This window comes from Qipengyuania proteolytica, assembly GCF_019711565.1.
Taxonomy (GTDB): Bacteria; Pseudomonadota; Alphaproteobacteria; order Sphingomonadales; family Sphingomonadaceae; genus Qipengyuania; species Qipengyuania proteolytica.
In genome coordinates, this window is sequence record NZ_JAIGNN010000001.1 from 1,534,401 (window position 1) to 1,552,919 (window position 18,519).

Consider the following 18,519-nt stretch of genomic DNA (forward strand, 5'->3'; position numbering starts at 1 on the left):
CGCTTGATTGGCACCCGCGCTTCGGGCAGGGGACCTGCGGGTCGCCGCGCTTGCGGCGACACGGTGCCGGATCGGGTGAGAACCAGCCGCACGCCATGGGATTTTAACGAGGACGGGAATCTCCTTGTCGATGACTGAATTTGCTCCTGCCGCCACGCGCCGCAACACCTCGCCTGCGCGGCTGGCCATCGGCTTGCTCGCCGGAACCATGCTTGCCGGCATGCCGCAGGTGGCGCTTGCCCAAGAGGCCGAGGCCGCCCAGGCCGCAACGCCCGCGCCGGCAGCGCAGCAGGAAACGGTGCAGACCATCGCGGTCAGCGGCGCGCAGCGGCTCGAGCCGCAGACCATCCTGTCCTACATCCGGCTGCGTCCGGGCGACGTGTGGACCCAGGCGGTCGGCGACCAGGTGCTGAAGGATCTCTACGCGACGGAGCTGTTCTCCAACGCCAGCGTGGTGAACAACGGCGGCAACGTCGTGATCACCATCGTCGAGAACCCGGTGATCAACCGCCTCATTCTCGAGGGCAACAAGCGGATCAAGAACGACAAGATCCTGCCCGAGATCAAGCTGTCGCCGCGTCAGATCTTCACCCGTTCCAAGGTCCGCGCGGACGTCGCCCGCATCATCGAGCTCTACAAGCGCCAGGGCCGCTTCGCCGCCACGGTCGAGCCGAAGATGGTGCAGCTGAGCCAGAACCGCGTCGATATCGTGTTCGAGATCAACGAAGGGCCCAAGTCCAAGGTCCGCCAGATCAACATCATCGGCAACGAGCAGTTTTCCGACGGCGAATTGCGCGGGGAGATGCTGACGAAGCAGGCGCGCCTCACCAGCTTCTTCAGTTCGAACACCAGCTACGACCCCGATCGCCTCGCGTTCGACCAGCAGAAGCTGCGCCAGTTCTACCTCACCGAAGGTTATGCCGATTTCCGCGTCGTCTCGGCGGTCGCCGAACTGACGCCCGACAAGCGCGACTTCATCATCACCTACGTGGTCGAGGAAGGCGAGCGCTACAAGTTCGGCGACGTCAGCGTCGACAGCCAGATCCGCGACTTCGACAGCGAGGCGATGACGCGCCGCCTGCCGATGAAGGGCGGCGACTTCTACGACGCCAAGCTGGTCGAAGACACGGTCGAACAGCTGACCGAGCTAGCCGGGACCTTCGGCTATGCCTTTGCCGACGTCAGCCCGCAGTTCAGCCGCAACCCCGAAACGCTGACCATGGACGTGGAGTTCGTCCTGCGCGAGGCGCCGCGCGTCTATGTCGAGCGGATCGACGTCAACGGCAACACGCTGACGCAGGACAAGGTCCTGCGCCGCGAGTTCCGCCTGGCGGAAGGCGACGCCTTCAACTCGCTCGCGGTGGCGCGATCGACCGCGCGCATCAACTCGCTCGGCTACTTCCAGGAAAACTTCGAAATCAACCAGGTCGAAGGCAGCGCGCCGGACCGGATCGTCCTCGAAGCCAATGTGGAAGAACAGGCCACCGGCCAGCTGCAGCTGTCGGCCGGTTTCAGCTCGCTCGAAAGCTTCATCCTCGCGGGCTCGATCCAGCAGCGCAACTTCCGCGGTCGTGGCCAGACGGTCGGCCTCAGCCTCAACTATTCGCGCTATTCGAAGTCGGCCCAGGTGAGCTTCAGCGAGCCCTATGTTTTCGACCGCAACATCTCGGCCGGGATCGACATCTACCGCCGCGATTTCAACAGCTTCAACTTCCGCAACAACGAACGCAACACCACCTACCAGCAGGCCACCACCGGCCTGTCGATCCGGGCGGGTGTGCCGCTGACCGAATATCTTTCGGCTATCGGCAGCTATACCTTCAACTATGACGACGTCTCGCTGGGCGACGAGTTCTTCGATGCCGACGGGACCTGCCGGGCGACCCGCTATCTGTGCGAGGCGATCGGCCAGCGGTCGAGCTCGATCCTGGGCCTGTCGCTCAACTACAATTCGCTCGACAGCCGCCTGCGTCCGACGCGCGGCGAGAGCGTCAGCTGGACGACCGAAGTGGCCGGTCTGGGCGGGTCGGAGAAATACGTCCGCATGCGGACCCGCATGGCCAAGTACTGGCCGCTGGGTGGCGGCTTCATTTTCTCGCTTGCGGGCGAAGGCGGCTGGATCCGCGGCTTCGGCGGCGAAGAGGCGCCGGGTGTCGACGAAATCCGCCTGACCGACCGCTTCTTCCTCGGCGAACCGCAGATGCGCGGCTTCGATATCCGCGGGATCGGCCCGCGCATCGTCCGACTCGACTATGTCGTCGATCCGGATGATACCGATGGCCCGCGCATCCTCACCTCGCTCGAGGACGCGCTCGCCAACAACCAGCGACGGGACGACTCGATCGGCGGCAAGGCCTATTACCTCGGCCGTGCCGAGCTCGAAATTCCGCTCGGCAGCGGGGCCCGCGAAATGGGCATTCGTCCGTCGGTTTGGCTCGATGTCGGCTCGCTGTTCTCGATCACGCGCCCCGTGCTGATCGATCAGCCGAACGGACGCCAGGTCTCGATCGACGGCGTGCTGCAATATACCGGCCCGCTGCTCGATTCCGACGGTAACATCCGGCTCGACGCCGATGGCGATCCGATCATCGGCCGCACGCCCAACGCCACCGCGCCGGACGGCACACCGAACGATCCCGAGATCGATCCGTTCAGCTATTATCGCGAAGTGCTCGTCGGGGATTCGTACAGCCCCCGCATTGCCGCCGGTTTCGGCGTCAACTGGAACTCGCCCTTCGGTCCGTTCAGGATCGATGTATCGCAGGTGATCAAGAAGCAGCCTGGCGATGACACCAAGACCTTCTCCTTCAATGTAGGAACGCAATTCTGATGAATACCAAGACCAAGCTTTTCGCAGCCGCGGCCCTCGCAGGCGCGGCAGTTGCTGGCACGCCGGCGGCGGCTCAGGTGACCGGCGCGATCGCGACCAGCAGCCCCGAGGCGGTGATCGTCCGTTCGGCGGCGCGCATCGCGGCCTACCAGCAGATCGAAACCCAGTACGCGACGCAGATCCAGCAGATCCGCACCATGCGCCAGGAAGCGGCGACGCTGCAGCAGAGCCTCGACACCAACAAGGACGGCCAGCTGACCCAGACCGAAGCGCAGGCGAACCCGACCGTGGTCCAGCAGATCCAGCAGAAGGAACAGCAGATCCAGACGGCGTCGCAGCCGATCGTGCTGGCCCAGACCTATGCGATCGAGCAGCTGATCAACGATTACAACAACGTCCAGCAGCAGGTCGTGCAGCAGAAGAAGATCCAGCTCCTGCTGACGCCCGAAGCGGTTCAGTGGGCGCCCGACACGCTGAATGTCACGAACGATCTCGTGAACGTGATGAACCAGCGCATGCCGAGCGTGCAGATCACGCCTCCGGCCGGCTGGCGTCCGCGCGCGGAATCGCTGCAGACGCAGCAGACCGTCTCGCAGATCCTTCTCGGCGTGGCCCAGCAGCAGGCGGCGCAGCAGGCTGCCCAGCAGCAGGGCCAGCAGCCCGCGCAGCAGCAGCAGCCGGCCGGCCGCTAAGACGCTGACGGTACAGGGGGCAGGGCGATGAGCGAGGAAACAAACGGTTTCGACGTGGTCGAGGTGCTGAAGCGCCTGCCGCACCGCTATCCCCTGCTCCTGGTCGACCGCGTCAAGGAACTGGTCGTCGACGAGCGCATCCACGCGATCAAGGCGGTCAGCTTCAACGAGGACTTCTTCCAAGGCCATTTCCCCGGCGCGCCGATCATGCCCGGCGTGCTCCAGATCGAGGCGCTGGCACAGGCCGCCGGCGTGCTCGCGGTGGAAAGCCTCGGCCTCGCAGGCTCGGGCAAGCTCGTCTATTTCATGGCGATCGAGAATGCGAAGTTCCGCAGCCCCGTAACACCCGGCGTGCTCCTCGACCTGAAGGCCGAATTCGTCCAGAAGCGCGCCCGCGTCTGCAAGTTCGCGGGCGAGGCTTCGGTCGACGGCAAGGTGACCTGCGAGGTGAGCTTCACCGCCATGATCGCCGACGCCCCTTCGGACTGATTTTCTGTTTTTCGAACCGACATCCGTCGGTTCGTCCTCGCTAGGCGTGCGGCAAGCCGCACCCGCTGCGGGCGGCCAGTCGGCCTTGCCGACCGCTAGTCGCGGGCGGAACCAGCGCATTCTGTAGAACTTTGGCGATGTTTCCGAGCCGCAGGCGAGGCAAGCGCGACTGCGCGCCCGCAGTGACGCGAACTTCAGGTCGCGTGAGCGAGGATAGCCAAAGGCCCGGATGGGCCTGCCGGCGCCTGAGGCAGAACAAACAAACCCAAATCGGACTTGCCTTCCAAGGCAATTCCGATTAGGCGCGCGCCTTTCCCATTCACAGCTGGACCGGTCGGAACCGTTCCGAAGCTAGAAGGACGAATATCATGAAGGCCGAAGGGCATCCCGACTATCACATGATCACGGTCAAGATGACCGATGGTACCGAATTCCAGACGCGCTCCACCTGGGGCAGCGAAGGCGACACGCTGTCGCTGGAAATCGACCCGACCAGCCACCCGGCATGGACCGGCGGCAAGCAGCAGCTTCAGGAAGGCGGCCGCGTCGCAGCCTTCAACAAGCGCTTCGGTGGCCTCAGCCTCAAGAAGTAAGCCTCGCGCTGTACGAAATCAGGGAAGGGCGGTCCGCTTGGGCCGCCCTTTTTCGTTCTCTTGGCTAGACGCGGTCGAGCCCGATGTGCGGGCCGGGTGCCGTCTCGACCGCGATCGCATCGCCCGGCCTGATCGTCCCGCCGCGTTCGGCGATGGCCATGATTCCCGCCTTGCGGATAATCTCGTCCCCCCGGCGAATGGCGAGGTGCTCGAGCAAGCCCGGCTGGAATGCCTCGATCTGCGCGCAGGGATTGCGCAAGCCCGTGACCGTCAGCAGGGCCTCACCGATATGGAGCCTGTCGCCGCGGCCCAGCGCCAGCAAATCGATACCTGAGGTCGAGATATTCTCCCCCAGGTCGCCCGGCCGGACAACGAAGCCCACCTCGGCCAATGTACTGAACAGTTCGCAATCGATCAGGTGGACCTGCCTCAGGTTGGGCTGCGAAGGATCGACCTTTACCCGTGAAAGATGCTGGACGGTCTCGCCCGCATGGGCATCCCCGCGCACGCCGTGGCCGGCAACGATCTCGATCGCCTCGCAGCTGTCCTTGGAGAAGCCGTGGTGCCCGGATCGATGCACTGCCACGACCCGTCCTTGCGACATCCAGCCCTCAGTCCGCGCAGTCGATGCAGCGCGTGGCGATCGGGCGGGCTTCGAGACGCTTGCGGGATATGTCCTTCCCGCACTGGCTACACGTCCCGTACGTCCCGTTCTCCATGCGGTGCAGGGCCGTGCGGATTTGCCCGATCTCCTGCCGCAGCACCTCGTCGACGCCTTCGAGGGCCTCGTCGTCCGCGAGGTCGACCGCCTGTTCGCTCGAATCGGCATCGAGCGGGTGGCGCAGGTCGTCCTCGATCACCTCGGCACGTTCCAGCAGGTCCGCCAGGCGGGCCTGCAACTGGTCGCGGATGTCGTCATACTTGCTCATCACCATCCCCACGGTTTTTCGCGATACCACTTGGTTATCACATATTTGACGCCTTTGCGGACCTTCATGCCGTGGTGGATCGTGTTAGGGTTCTCGCGCCCGTCCGGCCTGCGGTTGTTCCAGCAGACCAGTTTGCCCGCCTGCGGCTGGAAGGTCTTGCCCAGCGCCTTGAACCGTGTAGCGCCACCACCGTCCACGTCATTGAGATAGATCATGAAAGTCCAGGTCCGCTGGCCTGCAACCGAACAGTATCGCGTCCAGTCTTCGCCCCCGGGATTGAAATAGTCGCAATGCGGCTTGAACTCCTGCCCGACGTCGTACCTCTGGCCCTGCACGGGCTCGCCATGCGCAGGATCGATGCCATTGAGGTCGAACAGCAGCTTTTCCAATGCCTGCACCGCAGGTTCTTCGGGCGCGAGATCGCAGGTCTCGCTGGTGCGGAAGTACCGGTCGTCCCCCGCATCGGCGAGGGTGGAGGGGCGCCGGTCCTTCTCGATCAGTCGGATCAGCTCCGCGCACAGGTCGGGGCCCGCAAAATCGCGCAGCTGGAACAGCTCCAGCTTGTCGCTGGGCACGCGTTGCACACCGCCATGGGCGAGCAAGCGTGCTGCCGAAGATTCGCCGGGCGCGATCATGGCCATCAGATTAGTCTCGCGCGAAGCGCAGGCAAGGGTGCGAAACAAAGTTGCGCGCAGCGCTTGCCTTACGCTTTTTCGCTTCCCATTTCCGACGCGTTGTGCAACAGGCACGCGCCGCTGCACGGGACGGGTTGACGCCCCTTCGTGCGAGCGTATCAGGCCCCCTTCCCGGGCGGAACCGGGGGCTTGTGGCGATCGTAGCTCAGTTGGTTAGAGCGCCGGTTTGTGGTACCGGAGGTCGGGGGTTCGAGACCCCTCGATCGCCCCATTTCCCCCCTGTCGAATGCCGCCCAGCTCAGCTTGCAGGGGCATAATGCGATGACGGCTTTCTGGACCGAAGCGGATTACGACGATCACGAACTGGTCGAAGTCGTCCGTGACCCGAAGAGCGGCCTGACCGCGATCATCGCGCTCCATTCGACCCATCTCGGCCCCGGCGCAGGCGGCACGCGTTTCTGGCATTACGCCAATCCCGAAGACGCGATGCGCGATGCGCTGCGCCTGTCGCGCGGCATGAGCTACAAGAACGCGATGGCGGGCCTGCCGATGGGCGGCGGCAAGGCCGTCATCCTCGCCGATGCCGACAAGACCAAGACCCCCGAAATGCTCGCCGCCTTTGCCGATGCGGTAGAGGGGCTCGGCGGTCGTTATGTCACCGCCGAAGACGTCGGCATTTCGGAAGCGGACATGGCCGCCGTCGCGCAGCGCACCCAGTATGTCTCCGGCCTGCCGGTCGAAGGCGAGGATGCGGCGGGCGGCGATCCCGGCCCGTTCACCGCGCTCGGCATCTTCCTCGGCATCAAGGCCGCGGTGAAGCACAAGCTCGGCAAGGACAGCGTCGAGGGCGTGCATGTCGCCATCCAGGGCACAGGCAGCGTCGGCGGCGGGGTCGCCCGCCTGCTGGCCAAGGAAGGCGCGAAGCTAACGCTCTCCGACATCCACGAAGATCGCGCTGCGGCCCTGGCCGCCGAACTGGGCGCCGACACGGCGGCATCCGACGCGATCATGTCGGTCGCTTGCGACGTATTCAGCCCCAATGCGCTCGGCGCGATCCTCGACGACGCGGGCATCGCCCGGCTCGATTGCCAGGTGGTAGCAGGCGGAGCGAACAACCAGCTGCAGAGGCCCGAGCACGGCCCGATGCTGGCCAAGCGCGGCATTCTCTACGCGCCCGATTACGTGATCAACGCGGGCGGGATCATCTCGGTCACGCTCGAATACCTCTGCCGCAACGACAAGGCGCCCTGCGATATCAACGAGGTACGCAAGCGGATCGCGCAGATTCCCGGCCGTCTCGAGCAGATCTGGCAGGAAAGCGAAGCCACCGGTGCCTCGCCCGACCAGGTCGCCGACCGCATGGCGCAGGACCTTATCGGGCGGTGAGAAGACCGGCAGGCCGTGGAGGCCTGTTTTTAGGCCATTGTTTCCCGTCGCCAGCCCTGCCAAAGCATGGGGCGGACGGACATTGATGCACGGCTTCGCAAATCCCAAACGCTTCCTCGCGCTCGCCAGCTGGCTGACGCCGTTGCTGATCGTGAGCGGACTTGTGATCAGCGCCGGCGCATTGTGGTGGGGCCTGACGCAAGTCGCCCCCGACCGCCTGATGGGGGAGACAGTGCGGATCCTCTTTCTTCACGTGCCCGCCGCGTGGCTGGGGATGGGCGGCTGGACGGCGATCGCCCTTTCCAGCCTCGTTTTCCTCGTCTGGCGGCACCCGCTGGCAAGTCTCGCCGCGCGAGCCGCCGCGCTGCCCGGCTTCGTCTTCACCGTCATCTGCCTCGTCACCGGCTCGATCTGGGGCCGGCCGACCTGGGGCACCTGGTGGGTGTGGGACGGTCGGCTGACCAGCATGCTGGTGCTCGCCTTCCTCTACCTTGCCTATATCGCGCTGGCGCAGGCGGCCGAGCGGGAGGGCGTGAGCCCCCGCATCCCGGCCATTTTCGGCCTGCTCGGCGCGATCAACATTCCGATCATCAATCGCAGCGTGGTGTGGTGGAATTCGCTCCACCAACCGCCCAGCATCACCATGGGCAAGAGCGCGATCGACGGCGAATTCCTCGCGCCGCTGCTGGTTGCGGTGATCGGCTTCTCGCTCCTGTTCGGCGGCGTGGTGCTCGCCCGCATGCGCGCGCTGCTCGCCGATATCCAGGCCGAAGCGCGTCTGCGTCGCCGGGCGATGGAGGCGGCGTGATGCGCGAGGCGCTCGACCAGTGGGATTTCGTCGCCGCCGCCTATGCGGTGGGCGTGATCGGGACGCTGGCGATGGTCGGCTGGGCGTGGATCGACATGAAGCGCGCCGAGAAGCGCCGAGAGGAGTCGCGCCGCAAATGAGCGCCATGAAAGCCAAGCACCAGCGACTCGTTCTCGTCGTCGTCGCGCTGGTCGCGCTGGTCGGCGCGGGGCTGCTCGCCGCCTATGCGCTGCGCAACCAGGCGAACTATTTCTACCTGCCCGAGCAGATGCAGGCCGATCCCCCCGAAGTCGGGCAGGCGGTGCGGCTTGGCGGGATGGTCGAGGCGGGCTCGCTGATCACCGATCCCGATGGGGTGACGCTGCGCTTCACTGTGACCGGCAACGACGGTTCGCGCGTGCCCGTGCGCTTCAGCGGCATCGCGCCGGACCTGTTCGTCGAGGGCTCGGGCGTCGTCGCCGAAGGGCGGCTGGAGGCAGACGGAACCTTCGTGGCGGACAACCTGCTCGCCAAGCATGACGAGAACTATGTCCCCAAAGAACTCGAAGGAATGACGCAGGCGCAGGCCGCGAAGATGGCCGAAGAAACCACGGTGGGCATCGAGTGATTGCAGAGATCGGCCACGCCGCCCTGTGGCTCGCCGCCGCGCTTGCGGCGCTGCAGATGCTGGCGGGCTTCCTCGCGGTAAATGCAGGCGGGGAGGGCGATGTCGCCCGGTTGGTCCGGCCGACTGCGATCATGCAGGGCGTGCTTGCCAGTGTCGCTTTCGCCATGCTCCTGTGGCTGTTCGCGACCACCGACCTGTCGGTGAAACTCGTCGCGGCGAATTCGCATTCGATGAAGCCGATGATCTTCAAGCTCGCCGGCGCATGGGGCAATCACGAAGGCTCGATGCTGCTGTGGGTGACCGTGATGTCGCTCGCTGGCGGGCTGATCGCGCTGGTCGAACGCCGCCTGCCCGAACGCACGATGCAGGCGACACTGGCCGCACAGGGGCTGGTTTCACTCGGCTTCTACGCTTTCCTGATCCTCAGCTCCAATCCGTTCGAGCGGCTGCCGGTGCCCGCGCCGGAGGGCATGGGCTTGAACCCGCTGTTGCAGGACATCGGCCTCGCCTTTCACCCGCCGACGCTTTACATCGGCTATGTCGGCCTCTCGGTTGCCTTCAGCTTCGCAGTGGGCGCGCTGCTGACGCGGCAGGTGACCCCCGATTTCGCCAGCGCGATGCGCCCCTGGGTTCTGGGCGCCTGGGTGTTCCTGACCATCGGCATCACCGCTGGCTCCTACTGGGCCTATTACGAGCTCGGCTGGGGCGGCTGGTGGTTCTGGGACCCCGTGGAAAACGCCTCGCTGATGCCGTGGCTCGCCGCGACCGCCTTGCTCCATTCGGCGAGCGTACTGGCGAGCCGCGACGCGCTGCGAATCTGGACGATCATGCTCGGGGTGGTCGCCTTCTCGATGAGCATGGTCGGCACCTTCCTCGTGCGCTCGGGCATCCTCACCAGCGTGCATGCCTTTGCGGTCGACCCCGAACGCGGGACCTTCATCCTCATCCTGCTGGCGCTGTTCATCGGCGGCGCGCTGCTTCTGTTCGCCCTGCGCGCGAACACGATCAACGAGGGCGAGCGGTTCGCCATCGCCAGTCGCGAGGGCGCGCTGGTGTTCAACAATGTCATGCTAAGCGCGATCCTTGCCATCGTCCTGCTCGGCACGCTCTACCCGCTGCTGACCGAGGCGTTCGACGTGCGCGTTTCGGTCGGGCCGCCTTATTTCAATCCGGTGGGCGCGATCTTCGCGGTGCCCATGTTCCTCGTCATGGCGGTGGGCCCGCTGCTGCGCTGGAGGCAGGACCGGCTCGACCGCATCCGCCCCGAGATCGCACTATTCGCCGCGGTGGTGATCGCTGCGCTGATCTGGTTCGGGCTGGTGATGGACGTCGCGATCCTCCCGCTGCTCGGGCTGGCGCTCGCCGTCGGCCTCGGCGTCGCGAGCTTCATGCCGCTGCGCGGGCGCAAGCTGACCCGCGTACCGCTCGCGACCTGGGGCATGGTCGTCGCGCATTTCGGCATCGCCGTCGCGCTGCTGGGCATGGCGAGCGAGAGCGCGTTCTCGGAGGAACGCCTCGCTGCGGTCCAGGAAGGTGGCACCACCACGGTTGGCCCGTGGACGATCACGCTGCGCGAAGTCGTGCCCGTCGCCGGACCCAACTGGACCGCGACCGAGGCGCATATTCTGGCCAGCTATGACGGCGGCGAGCCGGTCTATCTCGGCCCGCAGGCGCGCAATTTCTGGGCGCCGCCACAAGAGACCACCGAAAGCGCGCTGGCGACACGCTGGAACGGGCAGCTCTACGCCGTGGTTGGCGACCGGGCGCCCGATGGCCGCTGGCAGGTCCGCCTGTGGTGGAAGCCGCTGGTAACGCTGATCTGGTTCGGCGGGCTGCTGGTGGCGGTGGGCGGCGTGCTGGCGCTTTTGGGGCGCGTCGTCGCCGACCTGCGTCGCCGCAGCATCGCGCGCAAGATCGTCGAGCGGCGCAGCGAGGAGGAGGCATTCGCCCGCTCGCAGGCGCAGGAGGCATCGGCATGAGCTGGCGCGTCTGGGTCCCCCTGCTGCTGTTCTCCGGCTTCCTCGGTCTTGCCGCCTACCAGCTGACCCAGCCCAAGGACGATTTCGTCCAGAGCGCGATGGTCGGCGAAGAACTGCCCTATTTCGACCTTCCGCCCGCCACGCAGGGCGCGCAGGGCGCGGCAAGTGCCGATTTCCGGGATGGCACACCGCGCCTGCTCAACATCTGGGCCAGCTGGTGCCTACCCTGCATCGCCGAGGCCCCGCAGCTCGAAGCGCTCAAGCAACAGGGGGTCGAAATCGTCGGGATCGCCATCCGTGACCGGCCCGAGGATGTCGCGCAGTTCCTTGCGGAGAACGGCAATCCCTACGCCCGGATCGGCCGCGACGACCTGTCCGAAGTGCAGCTGGCGATCGGCTCTTCGGGCGTACCCGAAACCTTCGTGATCGATGGCAAGGGCGTGATCCGCTACCAGCACATCGGCGACATCCGCGAAAATGACGTGCCGAAGCTACTTGCGGAACTGGAGGCGGCCCGATGATCATGCGGCTTTTGCTGAGCCTCGCCGCATTCGTGCTCGCAGTACCTCTCGCGGCACAGGACAGCATGCCGCCCGCTCCCTACGCCTATCGCCAGCTCGACGACCCGGCACAGGAAGCCGCCGCGCAGGACCTGATGGAAACGCTGCGCTGCCTCAAGTGCCAGTCGCAGTCGATTGCCGATAGCGATGCACCGATGGCGGGCGACCTGCGTCACCAGGTCCGGATCCGCATCGCGGCCGGCGAGGAGCCGGAGGCCATCCGCCAGTGGCTGATGCAGCGCTATGGCGACTACGTCAGCTACAAGCCCGAAGTCAGCGCCAGCACATGGCCGCTGTTCGCGATCCCGCTGCTGCTCGTCCTCGTCGCCGGGGGCATCCTCGTCGGACGGTTGCGGAGGCGCGCATGACCTGGCTCCCCATCCTTGCGCTGGCGCTGGCCACCTTCGCGGTCGCGGTGGTGGTCCTCAAGCTGCCGCGGACGGTCTGGATGCTGTTCGGCGCAGCCTTGCTGTTCGGTCTTGCCGGCTACGGCGTGTCCGGTTCGCCGGGCCAGCCCGCCGCCCCCAAGGCCGCGGAGCCCGAACTGGCGGCACAGACCGGCGAGCTTATCGTGAAGGCCCGGCGCGAATTCTATCCCGAGGGAGTCCTGCCGTCGCGCTTCGTCGTCACGGCCGACGCTTTCGCCCGGCGCGGCGATTTCGAGAGTTCGGCGCGTTTCCTGCGCAATGCCGTCACCGAGAACCCCAGGGACGGGGAGGCCTGGCTGGCGCTCGGCAATTCGCTGGTCGAGCATGCCGACGGCAAGCTGACCGCGGCGGCGCTGTTCGCCTACCAGCGCGCCGAGGAATTGCAGCCGATGAACCCGGCGCCGACCTATTTCCTCGGGCTCACTTTCCTGCGCGAAGGCAATCCGGTGCGCACGCGGGAACTGTGGGTCGACCTGCTGGAAAAGGCGCCGGAGGATTCTGAGTGGCGGCCGCTGTTACAGGACCGCCTCGCGCGTCTCGATGCGCTGCTCGGCATCGGCCCGCCGCCGCCTGCGGCAGAAGAGCCGCAATAGAACGGGCATTTGCGGCCTGTATTGCGGCGGCATGGCGATGCTGCTAATCGCCGCCGCTTGCGCGGGCCTGCGGGCCCCCAAGCGAGATATTTGACCCTATGCGGCAGGACACCACTTTCCCATGAGCGAGGCCATCGTGCCGCAAACCGCCACACCGAACGAAAGTCCGGTGGAGGGCGAATCCGCGCATGGTCATGGCTCGGCCTCGAAGACCGCGCTGGCGATCGGCGCGATCGGCGTCGTTTTCGGCGATATCGGGACCAGCCCGCTCTACGCCTTTCGCGAGACCTTTCTGGGCGAGCATAGCCTGGCGATCGACAAGCTGCACATTTACGGTGTCGTCAGCCTGATCTTCTGGTCGATGACGCTGATCGTTTCGATCCAGTACGTCACGATCCTCATGCGCGCGGACAACAACGGGCAGGGCGGCACGCTCGCGCTCGTCGCCAAGCTGTCACGCCACATCGGGGCGACGCGTTACGGCTGGATCACCGTCCTGCTGGGGGTTTTCGCCACTGCACTCTTCTATGGCGACAGCATGATTACGCCGGCAATCTCCGTGCTCTCGGCGGTCGAGGGCCTGACTGTGGTGGACCCCGGGTTCGGCCGCTTCGTCATCCCGATCGCGCTCGTGCTGCTGATTATGCTGTTCCTGATCCAGCGGCGCGGCACCGGGACAGTCGGCAAGCTGTTCGCGCCGATCATGATCGTCTATTTCACCACGATCGCGGTGTTGGGGACGATCCACATCGTCCAGAATCCCTATATCCTGCAGGCGCTGAACCCCTGGTATGCGGTGCAGTTCTTCATCACCGACGGATGGATCGCCTTCCTCGCGCTGGGCTCGGTCGTTCTCGCCGTGACAGGTTCGGAAGCGCTCTATTCGGACATGGGGCACTTCGGCCGCGGCCCGATGCGGCTCAGCTGGTTCGGCTTCGTCATGCCCTGCCTGCTGCTGAACTATTTCGGCCAGGGCGCGATGATCGCCGCGATGGACCCGGCCGAAACGCTCGCGGCGATGAAGAGCCCGTTCTTCAACATGGCGCCCGAGGAACTGCGCCTGCCGCTCGTGCTGCTCGCGACTGCCGCTACCTTCATCGCCAGCCAGGCGGTGATCAGCGGTGCATTCTCGATCACCCACCAGGCGATCCAGCTGGGCTTCATCCCGCGCCTGTCGACCGAGCACACCAGTGCGACCGAGCGCGGGCAGATCTACATTCCCTTCATCAACAATGCGCTGATGGTGGCGGTCATCCTGCTGGTGCTGATGTTCCAGAATTCGAGCAATCTCGCGGCCGCCTACGGTATCGCAGTCACCGGCGCGATGTTCATCGATACGCTGCTGATGGGTGTGCTGCTGGTGGCCGTATGGAAGTGGAAGTGGTGGTATGCGCTGCCGGTCTTCCTGGTCTTCGTCTTCGTCGACGGAGCGTATTTCTTCGCCAACCTGCCGAAGGTGCCCTACGGCGGCTGGTTCCCGCTCGTAGTCGGAGTGATCGCGTTTACGCTGCTCACCACCTGGGCACGCGGGCGCAAGCTGATGCGCGACCGCATGAGCGAGACCGCGCTGCCGATCGAAATCTTCGCGAAAAGTGCGAAGAACTCTGCAACCCGCGTGCCCGGGACTGCAATCTTCATGGCCAGCCAGACCGCCGGCGTGCCCTCTGCGCTGTTGCACAATATCAAGCACAACAAGGTGCTGCACGAACGCGTCGTGATCCTGACCGTGCTGATCGCCGACAAGCCCTATGTTCCCGAAGGCGAGCGCTGTTCGATGATCGACCTGGGAGACGGGTTCTATCGCGCCACGCTGCATTACGGCTTCATGGAAGAGACCGACGTGCCCGAAGGGCTCAAGCACATGCAGCGTTGCGGCGGCGATTTCGACATGATGCACACCAGCTTCTTCCTCAGCCGCCAGACCCTGCTGCCGAGCGCCAAGCCCGGCATGCCGATCTGGCGCGAGAAGATTTTCGCGTGGATGTTGCGCAATGCGGCGACCGCGATGGATTTCTTCCGCCTGCCGACCAACCGTGTGGTCGAGCTGGGGAGCCAGGTGGAAATTTAGGGTCGGTTAGCGCAGCACTGCGACAACGGATGGCAGGAGGAGGACTGCGCCTGCGGTCCAGTGCCAAACTTTCGGTCTGCTGATCCTTCTAATCGAAAGGGCAAAGCAGATCGAAAGACCTGCCAAGATCATGCACAGTCCGCTGGCTAGGCTTCCGTCCATATTGCTGAACAAGATTCGGAAGCGACTGCGAGCGCCAGCCAGATCGCCGCGCTCGTCCAGAACATGACCTGAAGCAGGAACAAGAGGTGACGCTTGGTCTGCTCGAACGGCGTTTCGTAAGCCAAGTTGCGTGATCCTCCGCGCCGAAAATGCTCAGGCCGTCGGCGGCTCGTCCTTCGCCACCTCGTCAGCATCCTCGAGCGCGAGGCCGTGCTTCAACAGCATCGGGATCTGGGTGAAGGTGAAGAGGAAGCTCAGCGGCATGAAGACCCACAGCTTGGCCCACAGCCAGCCTTCGAAGTGCATCATGCGCACCAGCACCTCGTTCAGCGCAGCGAGCGCGAAGAAGAAGAAGCCCCAGTTGCGCGAGAGCTTGAGCCAGCCTTCCTTGTCGACACCCTCGAAGGCGGCCTCCAGCAGCACTTGCAACAGCGCCTTGCCGCGCAGCCAGCCACCCACCAGCAGCACGCCGAACAGCAGGTAGATCGCGGTCGGCTTGAACTGGATGAACCGTTCGTCCTGCAGCCAGATGGTGAGGCCGCCGAAGCCCACGATCAGGGTCGTCGAGAGGATCAGCATGGGGCTGACATGGCCGAACTTCAGCTTGCTGAAGGTCAGTGCCACGACCGCCGCGACCATGAAGGCGATGGTGCCGTAGATCACCGCCGCGATCTCGCCGAAGGTGGAATCGGCGGGCGGCTGGTAGAACTTGTAGACGCCGAGAAAGACCAGCAGCGGGCCGTAGTCGACCAGGATGTTGAGCCAGCCGGACTTGGGCTTGGACTTGGTTTCGGTCTCGAGCATCACGCTACTCCTGCAATCACGCGCGCGACGAGGTCGGGGTCGAAGGGGCGCAGGTCGTCGATCTTCTCGCCCACGCCGATGGCGTGGATGGGCAGGCCGTATTGCTCGGCTGCCTGCACCAGCACGCCGCCGCGAGCGGTGCCGTCGAGCTTGGTCATGACGATGCCGGTGACGCCCGCGACTTCCTTGAAGACATCGATCTGCGCGAGGGCGTTCTGGCCGTTCGTGGCATCGAGCACGAGCACCACGTCATGCGGCGCTTCGGGGTTGAGGCGGCCGAGCACTTTGCGGATCTTCGCGAGCTCGTCCATCAGCTCGCGCTTGTTCTGCAGGCGTCCGGCGGTGTCGACGATCAGCACGTCGGTGCCGATATCGGTTGCCTTCTTGACCGCGTCGAACACGATCGAAGCCGGATCGCCGCCCTCGGCCCCGCGCACGATGGGGACGTCGATGCGATCCGCCCAGGTCTGCAACTGACCGATGGCGGCGGCGCGGAAGGTATCGCCCGCAGCCAGCATCACGGCATAATCGTCTTCCTGAAACAGGTGCGCGAGCTTGGCTATCGTCGTCGTCTTGCCGCTGCCATTGACGCCGATCACCAGCAGCACCTGCGGGCGCGGGAAGGCGGTGATTTCGAGCGGTTTCGCGACCGGACGCAGGATCGCGGCGATTTCCTCGGCGACGGCTTCCTTGAGCTCCTGTTCGGAAATCTCTAGGCCGAAACGCTTATCGCGCAGCTTCTCGCGAATGCGCGCGGCGGCGCTGGGGCCGAGATCGGACAGGATCAGCGCATCCTCGACATCGTCCAGCGTCGCATCGTCGAGCTTGGCCGTGCCGACCACTTCGGTGAGGTTGCTGGTCAGCTTCTCGGAAGTCTTGCGGAAGCCGCCGAACAGGCGCTCTGTCCAGCTGGGTTTGTCGCTCATATCAGCAGGCCGTTCTCGATCGTCTTGGGCGTCACGGTGAGGAGATCACCGGCGCGTGTGCCCTGCGGCACGGAAACTCTTGCGAAGTGCGGTGTGTAGCCCGTCCCGTCGCGCTCGGCGAGGACGGTGTGCGGCTTATCGACGAGCGACGCCAGCCACTCGTCGCGGGTTGCGGCGGCGACAGCGCGCAACTCGGCGGCGCGGTCCTTGACGCTCTCGCGCGCGACCTGCGGCATGCGCGCGGCGGGCGTGCCGGGGCGGGGCGAGTAGGGGAAGACATGCGCGTGCACGATTCCGAGCTCGCGGAGGATCGACAGGTTTGCCGCGTGATGCTCCACGGTTTCGGTCGGGAAGCCTGCGATCAGGTCGGCCCCGATGGCGATGTCGGGACGACGCTCCTTCAGGCGCCTCACGAGATCCATCGCGTCGCTGCGCAGGTGCCGCCGCTTCATGCGCTTGAGGATCAGGTCGTCCCCGTGCTGGAGCGAGAGGTGCAAGTGCGGCATCAGCCGCTCCTCGCTGGCGAACATTTCGAACATCAGAGGGTCGATCTCGATCCCGTCGAGCGAGGACATGCGCAGGCGCGCAAGCTGCGGGAAGGTTTCGAGCACCGCCTGCACCAGCGCGCCGAGCGGCGGCGTGTCGGGCAGGTCGTGGCCCCATGAGGTGACGTCGACTCCGGTCAGGACCACCTCGCTCGCACCGTGATCGAGGTGGCGCGCCACCTCGGCGAGCACCTCGGCGATGGTCAGCGATCGGCTAGGCCCGCGCCCCTGCGGGATGACGCAGAAGGTGCAGGCATGGTCGCACCCGTTCTGGACCGCGATGAAGGCGCGGGTGCGGTCCTGCGGGGCGGGCGGCGCATCGACCGGCACGTTCCACGCCCGCGCGTCGAGCTTGGCGGCATTGGCGACGAGGCCGTCGACCTCGGGCATTGCGGCAAGCTGTTCGCGCTCGATATCGGCGGCGCAGCCGGTCACCAGCAGGCGGGCTTGCGGGTGGGCGCGGCGTGCGCGGCGGATCGCCTGCCGCGTCTGGCGTACGGCCTCGCTCGTTACCGCACAGCTGTTGACGACCACCAAGTCGCGCTCCTTGGCCAGCATGGCTCGGATCTGCTCGCTTTCGGAAATGTTGAGCCGGCAGCCGAGCGAAATGACCTGCGCTTCGCTCACGCGAAATCGCTCCATGCGAAGCTGCCGCGATAGCTCTCGGTCGCGGGGCCGGTCATGAGCATGCGATTGTCCTCGCCCCACGCGATGGTGAGGTCTCCGCCGGGGAGAGTCACGGTCACTTCGCGCTCGACCAGGCCGCGCCGCATCGCGTGGATCGCGGTGGCGCAGGCGCCGGTGCCGCAGGCGCGGGTAAGGCCCACGCCGCGTTCCCATACGCGCAGGCGGATATGCGTGCGGCTTACGATGGTCGCGACGTTCACGTTCACGCGTTCGGGGAACAGCGGGTCGGTCTCGATCCCGGGCCCCATTCGGTCGAGCGGAACCGCGTCGGTGTCCTCGACGAAGAAGATCACATGCGGATTGCCGACATTGACCGCGCCGGGTTGGTCGAGGCCGTCCCACCCAACCGGCATGAGCGCCGTGTCCATGCCGTAGGCGAGGGGGATCGCATCCCAGCCGAAGCGTGGCTCGCCCATGTCGACGGTTGCGCCACTGTCGGTCGGTTCGACGCGGATCACGCCGCCACCTGTCTCGACGCTGGCGGCAGACCCGTGAAGCAGGGCGACCGCGCGGCTCGCATTGCCGCAGGCCTCGACCTCCCCGCCGTCGTGGTTGAAAATGCGCATGCGGAAGTCGGCGGCATCGCTGGGCTCGAGCAGGATCAGCTGGTCGCAGCCGATCCCGGTGCGGCGGTCGGCCAGCGCCCTGGCGACGCGCGCGTCGATGGCGGGCAGGGTGGTCTCGCGCGCATCAAGCACGACGAAATCATTGCCGAGGCCATGCATCTTGGTGAAGTGGACGCGCGTCATGCGGCGCATCTATGCACTGGCGCGTGCAGCGTCCAGCCTGCTGGCGCGA

At 65.6% G+C, this 18,519-nt stretch carries 20 protein-coding genes and 1 tRNA gene; 14 read left to right on the forward strand and 7 right to left on the reverse strand.

The genetic code is table 11. The features are described 5' to 3' along the window. Positions 1-130: 130 nt before the first annotated feature. The 4 genes from bamA (at position 131) to rpmE (ending at position 4,604) form a co-directional block, all read left to right on the forward strand. A complete protein-coding gene (bamA, locus tag K3172_RS07550) occupies positions 131-2,830 on the forward strand; it encodes an outer membrane protein assembly factor BamA (protein ID WP_221588427.1) in 2,700 nt (899 codons plus the stop codon). Further along, positions 2,830-3,522, forward strand: coding sequence for an OmpH family outer membrane protein (locus tag K3172_RS07555; protein ID WP_221588429.1), 693 nt, complete (start codon positions 2,830-2,832; stop codon positions 3,520-3,522). Before bamA ends, K3172_RS07555 begins: the two co-directional genes overlap by 1 nt. Before the next feature lie 27 nt (positions 3,523-3,549). After that, positions 3,550-4,011 (forward strand): 3-hydroxyacyl-ACP dehydratase FabZ, encoded by a 462-nt coding sequence (gene fabZ, locus K3172_RS07560; protein ID WP_221588431.1) that lies wholly within the window; start codon positions 3,550-3,552, stop codon positions 4,009-4,011. Between the two features lie 368 nt (positions 4,012-4,379). Continuing rightward, positions 4,380-4,604, forward strand: coding sequence for a 50S ribosomal protein L31 (rpmE, locus tag K3172_RS07565; RefSeq protein WP_221588433.1), 225 nt, complete (start codon positions 4,380-4,382; stop codon positions 4,602-4,604). Between the two features lie 64 nt (positions 4,605-4,668). On the opposite strand, the gene K3172_RS07570 is transcribed toward rpmE, so the two are convergent. From K3172_RS07570 to K3172_RS07580, 3 genes are read right to left on the reverse strand one after another with little or no spacing between them, the layout of a single operon-like run. Next, entirely contained in the window at positions 4,669-5,190 is a 522-nt protein-coding gene (locus K3172_RS07570; protein ID WP_345725619.1) for an MOSC domain-containing protein, read from the reverse strand. 25 nt (positions 5,191-5,215) lie between these two features. After that, positions 5,216-5,533 (reverse strand): TraR/DksA family transcriptional regulator, encoded by a 318-nt coding sequence (locus tag K3172_RS07575; RefSeq protein ID WP_221588436.1) that lies wholly within the window; start codon positions 5,531-5,533, stop codon positions 5,216-5,218. Further along, positions 5,533-6,168, reverse strand: a complete 636-nt coding sequence (locus K3172_RS07580; protein WP_221588438.1) for a prolyl hydroxylase family protein — start codon at positions 6,166-6,168, stop codon at positions 5,533-5,535. Before K3172_RS07580 ends, K3172_RS07575 begins: the two co-directional genes overlap by 1 nt. 194 nt (positions 6,169-6,362) lie before the next feature. Here K3172_RS07580 and K3172_RS07585 point away from each other — a divergent pair. The 10 genes from K3172_RS07585 (at position 6,363) to K3172_RS07630 (ending at position 14,597) form a co-directional block, all read left to right on the forward strand. Further along, a tRNA-His gene (locus K3172_RS07585) sits at positions 6,363-6,439 on the forward strand. A 50-nt stretch (positions 6,440-6,489) separates the two neighbouring features. Continuing rightward, on the forward strand, positions 6,490-7,554 hold the full coding sequence (locus K3172_RS07590) for a Leu/Phe/Val dehydrogenase (RefSeq protein WP_221588440.1): 1,065 nt from the start codon (positions 6,490-6,492) through the stop codon (positions 7,552-7,554). A gap of 85 nt (positions 7,555-7,639) precedes the next feature. Beyond that, entirely contained in the window at positions 7,640-8,362 is a 723-nt protein-coding gene (gene ccmC, locus K3172_RS07595) for a heme ABC transporter permease CcmC (RefSeq protein ID WP_221588442.1), read from the forward strand. Continuing rightward, complete coding sequence (locus K3172_RS07600; RefSeq protein WP_221589163.1) at positions 8,359-8,502, forward strand: hypothetical protein; 144 nt, start codon at positions 8,359-8,361, stop codon at positions 8,500-8,502. The genes ccmC and K3172_RS07600 overlap by 4 nt, the downstream gene beginning before the upstream one ends. 5 nt (positions 8,503-8,507) lie before the next feature. Continuing rightward, entirely contained in the window at positions 8,508-8,969 is a 462-nt protein-coding gene (ccmE, locus tag K3172_RS07605; RefSeq protein ID WP_221589124.1) for a cytochrome c maturation protein CcmE, read from the forward strand. Then, positions 8,966-10,948 carry a heme lyase CcmF/NrfE family subunit gene (locus K3172_RS07610; RefSeq protein ID WP_221588444.1) on the forward strand — a complete coding sequence of 661 codons (1,983 nt, stop codon included), beginning with the start codon at positions 8,966-8,968 and terminating at the stop codon, positions 10,946-10,948. The genes ccmE and K3172_RS07610 overlap by 4 nt, the downstream gene beginning before the upstream one ends. After that, a complete protein-coding gene (locus tag K3172_RS07615; protein ID WP_221588446.1) occupies positions 10,945-11,469 on the forward strand; it encodes a DsbE family thiol:disulfide interchange protein in 525 nt (174 codons plus the stop codon). The genes K3172_RS07610 and K3172_RS07615 overlap by 4 nt, the downstream gene beginning before the upstream one ends. Before the next feature lie 2 nt (positions 11,470-11,471). Further along, positions 11,472-11,876, forward strand: coding sequence for a cytochrome c-type biogenesis protein (locus tag K3172_RS07620; protein WP_221589126.1), 405 nt, complete (start codon positions 11,472-11,474; stop codon positions 11,874-11,876). Further along, complete coding sequence (locus tag K3172_RS07625; protein WP_221588448.1) at positions 11,873-12,529, forward strand: tetratricopeptide repeat protein; 657 nt, start codon at positions 11,873-11,875, stop codon at positions 12,527-12,529. The genes K3172_RS07620 and K3172_RS07625 overlap by 4 nt, the downstream gene beginning before the upstream one ends. 121 nt (positions 12,530-12,650) lie before the next feature. Next, a complete protein-coding gene (locus K3172_RS07630) occupies positions 12,651-14,597 on the forward strand; it encodes a potassium transporter Kup (protein ID WP_221588450.1) in 1,947 nt (648 codons plus the stop codon). A gap of 315 nt (positions 14,598-14,912) precedes the next feature. Here the strand turns inward: K3172_RS07630 and K3172_RS07635 are convergent, their stop codons facing one another. Genes K3172_RS07635 through dapF form a run of 4 tightly spaced genes read right to left on the reverse strand, consistent with a single transcriptional unit; the run spans position 14,913 to position 18,479 of the window. Further along, a complete protein-coding gene (locus K3172_RS07635; protein WP_221588453.1) occupies positions 14,913-15,563 on the reverse strand; it encodes an inner membrane-spanning protein YciB in 651 nt (216 codons plus the stop codon). Next, positions 15,563-16,489: a signal recognition particle-docking protein FtsY gene (ftsY, locus tag K3172_RS07640; protein WP_221588455.1), complete on the reverse strand. Its 927-nt coding sequence runs from the start codon at positions 16,487-16,489 to the stop codon at positions 15,563-15,565. Before ftsY ends, K3172_RS07635 begins: the two co-directional genes overlap by 1 nt. Beyond that, positions 16,486-17,661: a MiaB/RimO family radical SAM methylthiotransferase gene (locus K3172_RS07645; protein WP_221588457.1), complete on the reverse strand. Its 1,176-nt coding sequence runs from the start codon at positions 17,659-17,661 to the stop codon at positions 16,486-16,488. The genes ftsY and K3172_RS07645 overlap by 4 nt, the downstream gene beginning before the upstream one ends. Then, entirely contained in the window at positions 17,658-18,479 is an 822-nt protein-coding gene (gene dapF, locus K3172_RS07650) for a diaminopimelate epimerase (protein ID WP_221588459.1), read from the reverse strand. Before dapF ends, K3172_RS07645 begins: the two co-directional genes overlap by 4 nt. Positions 18,480-18,519 lie beyond the last annotated feature (40 nt).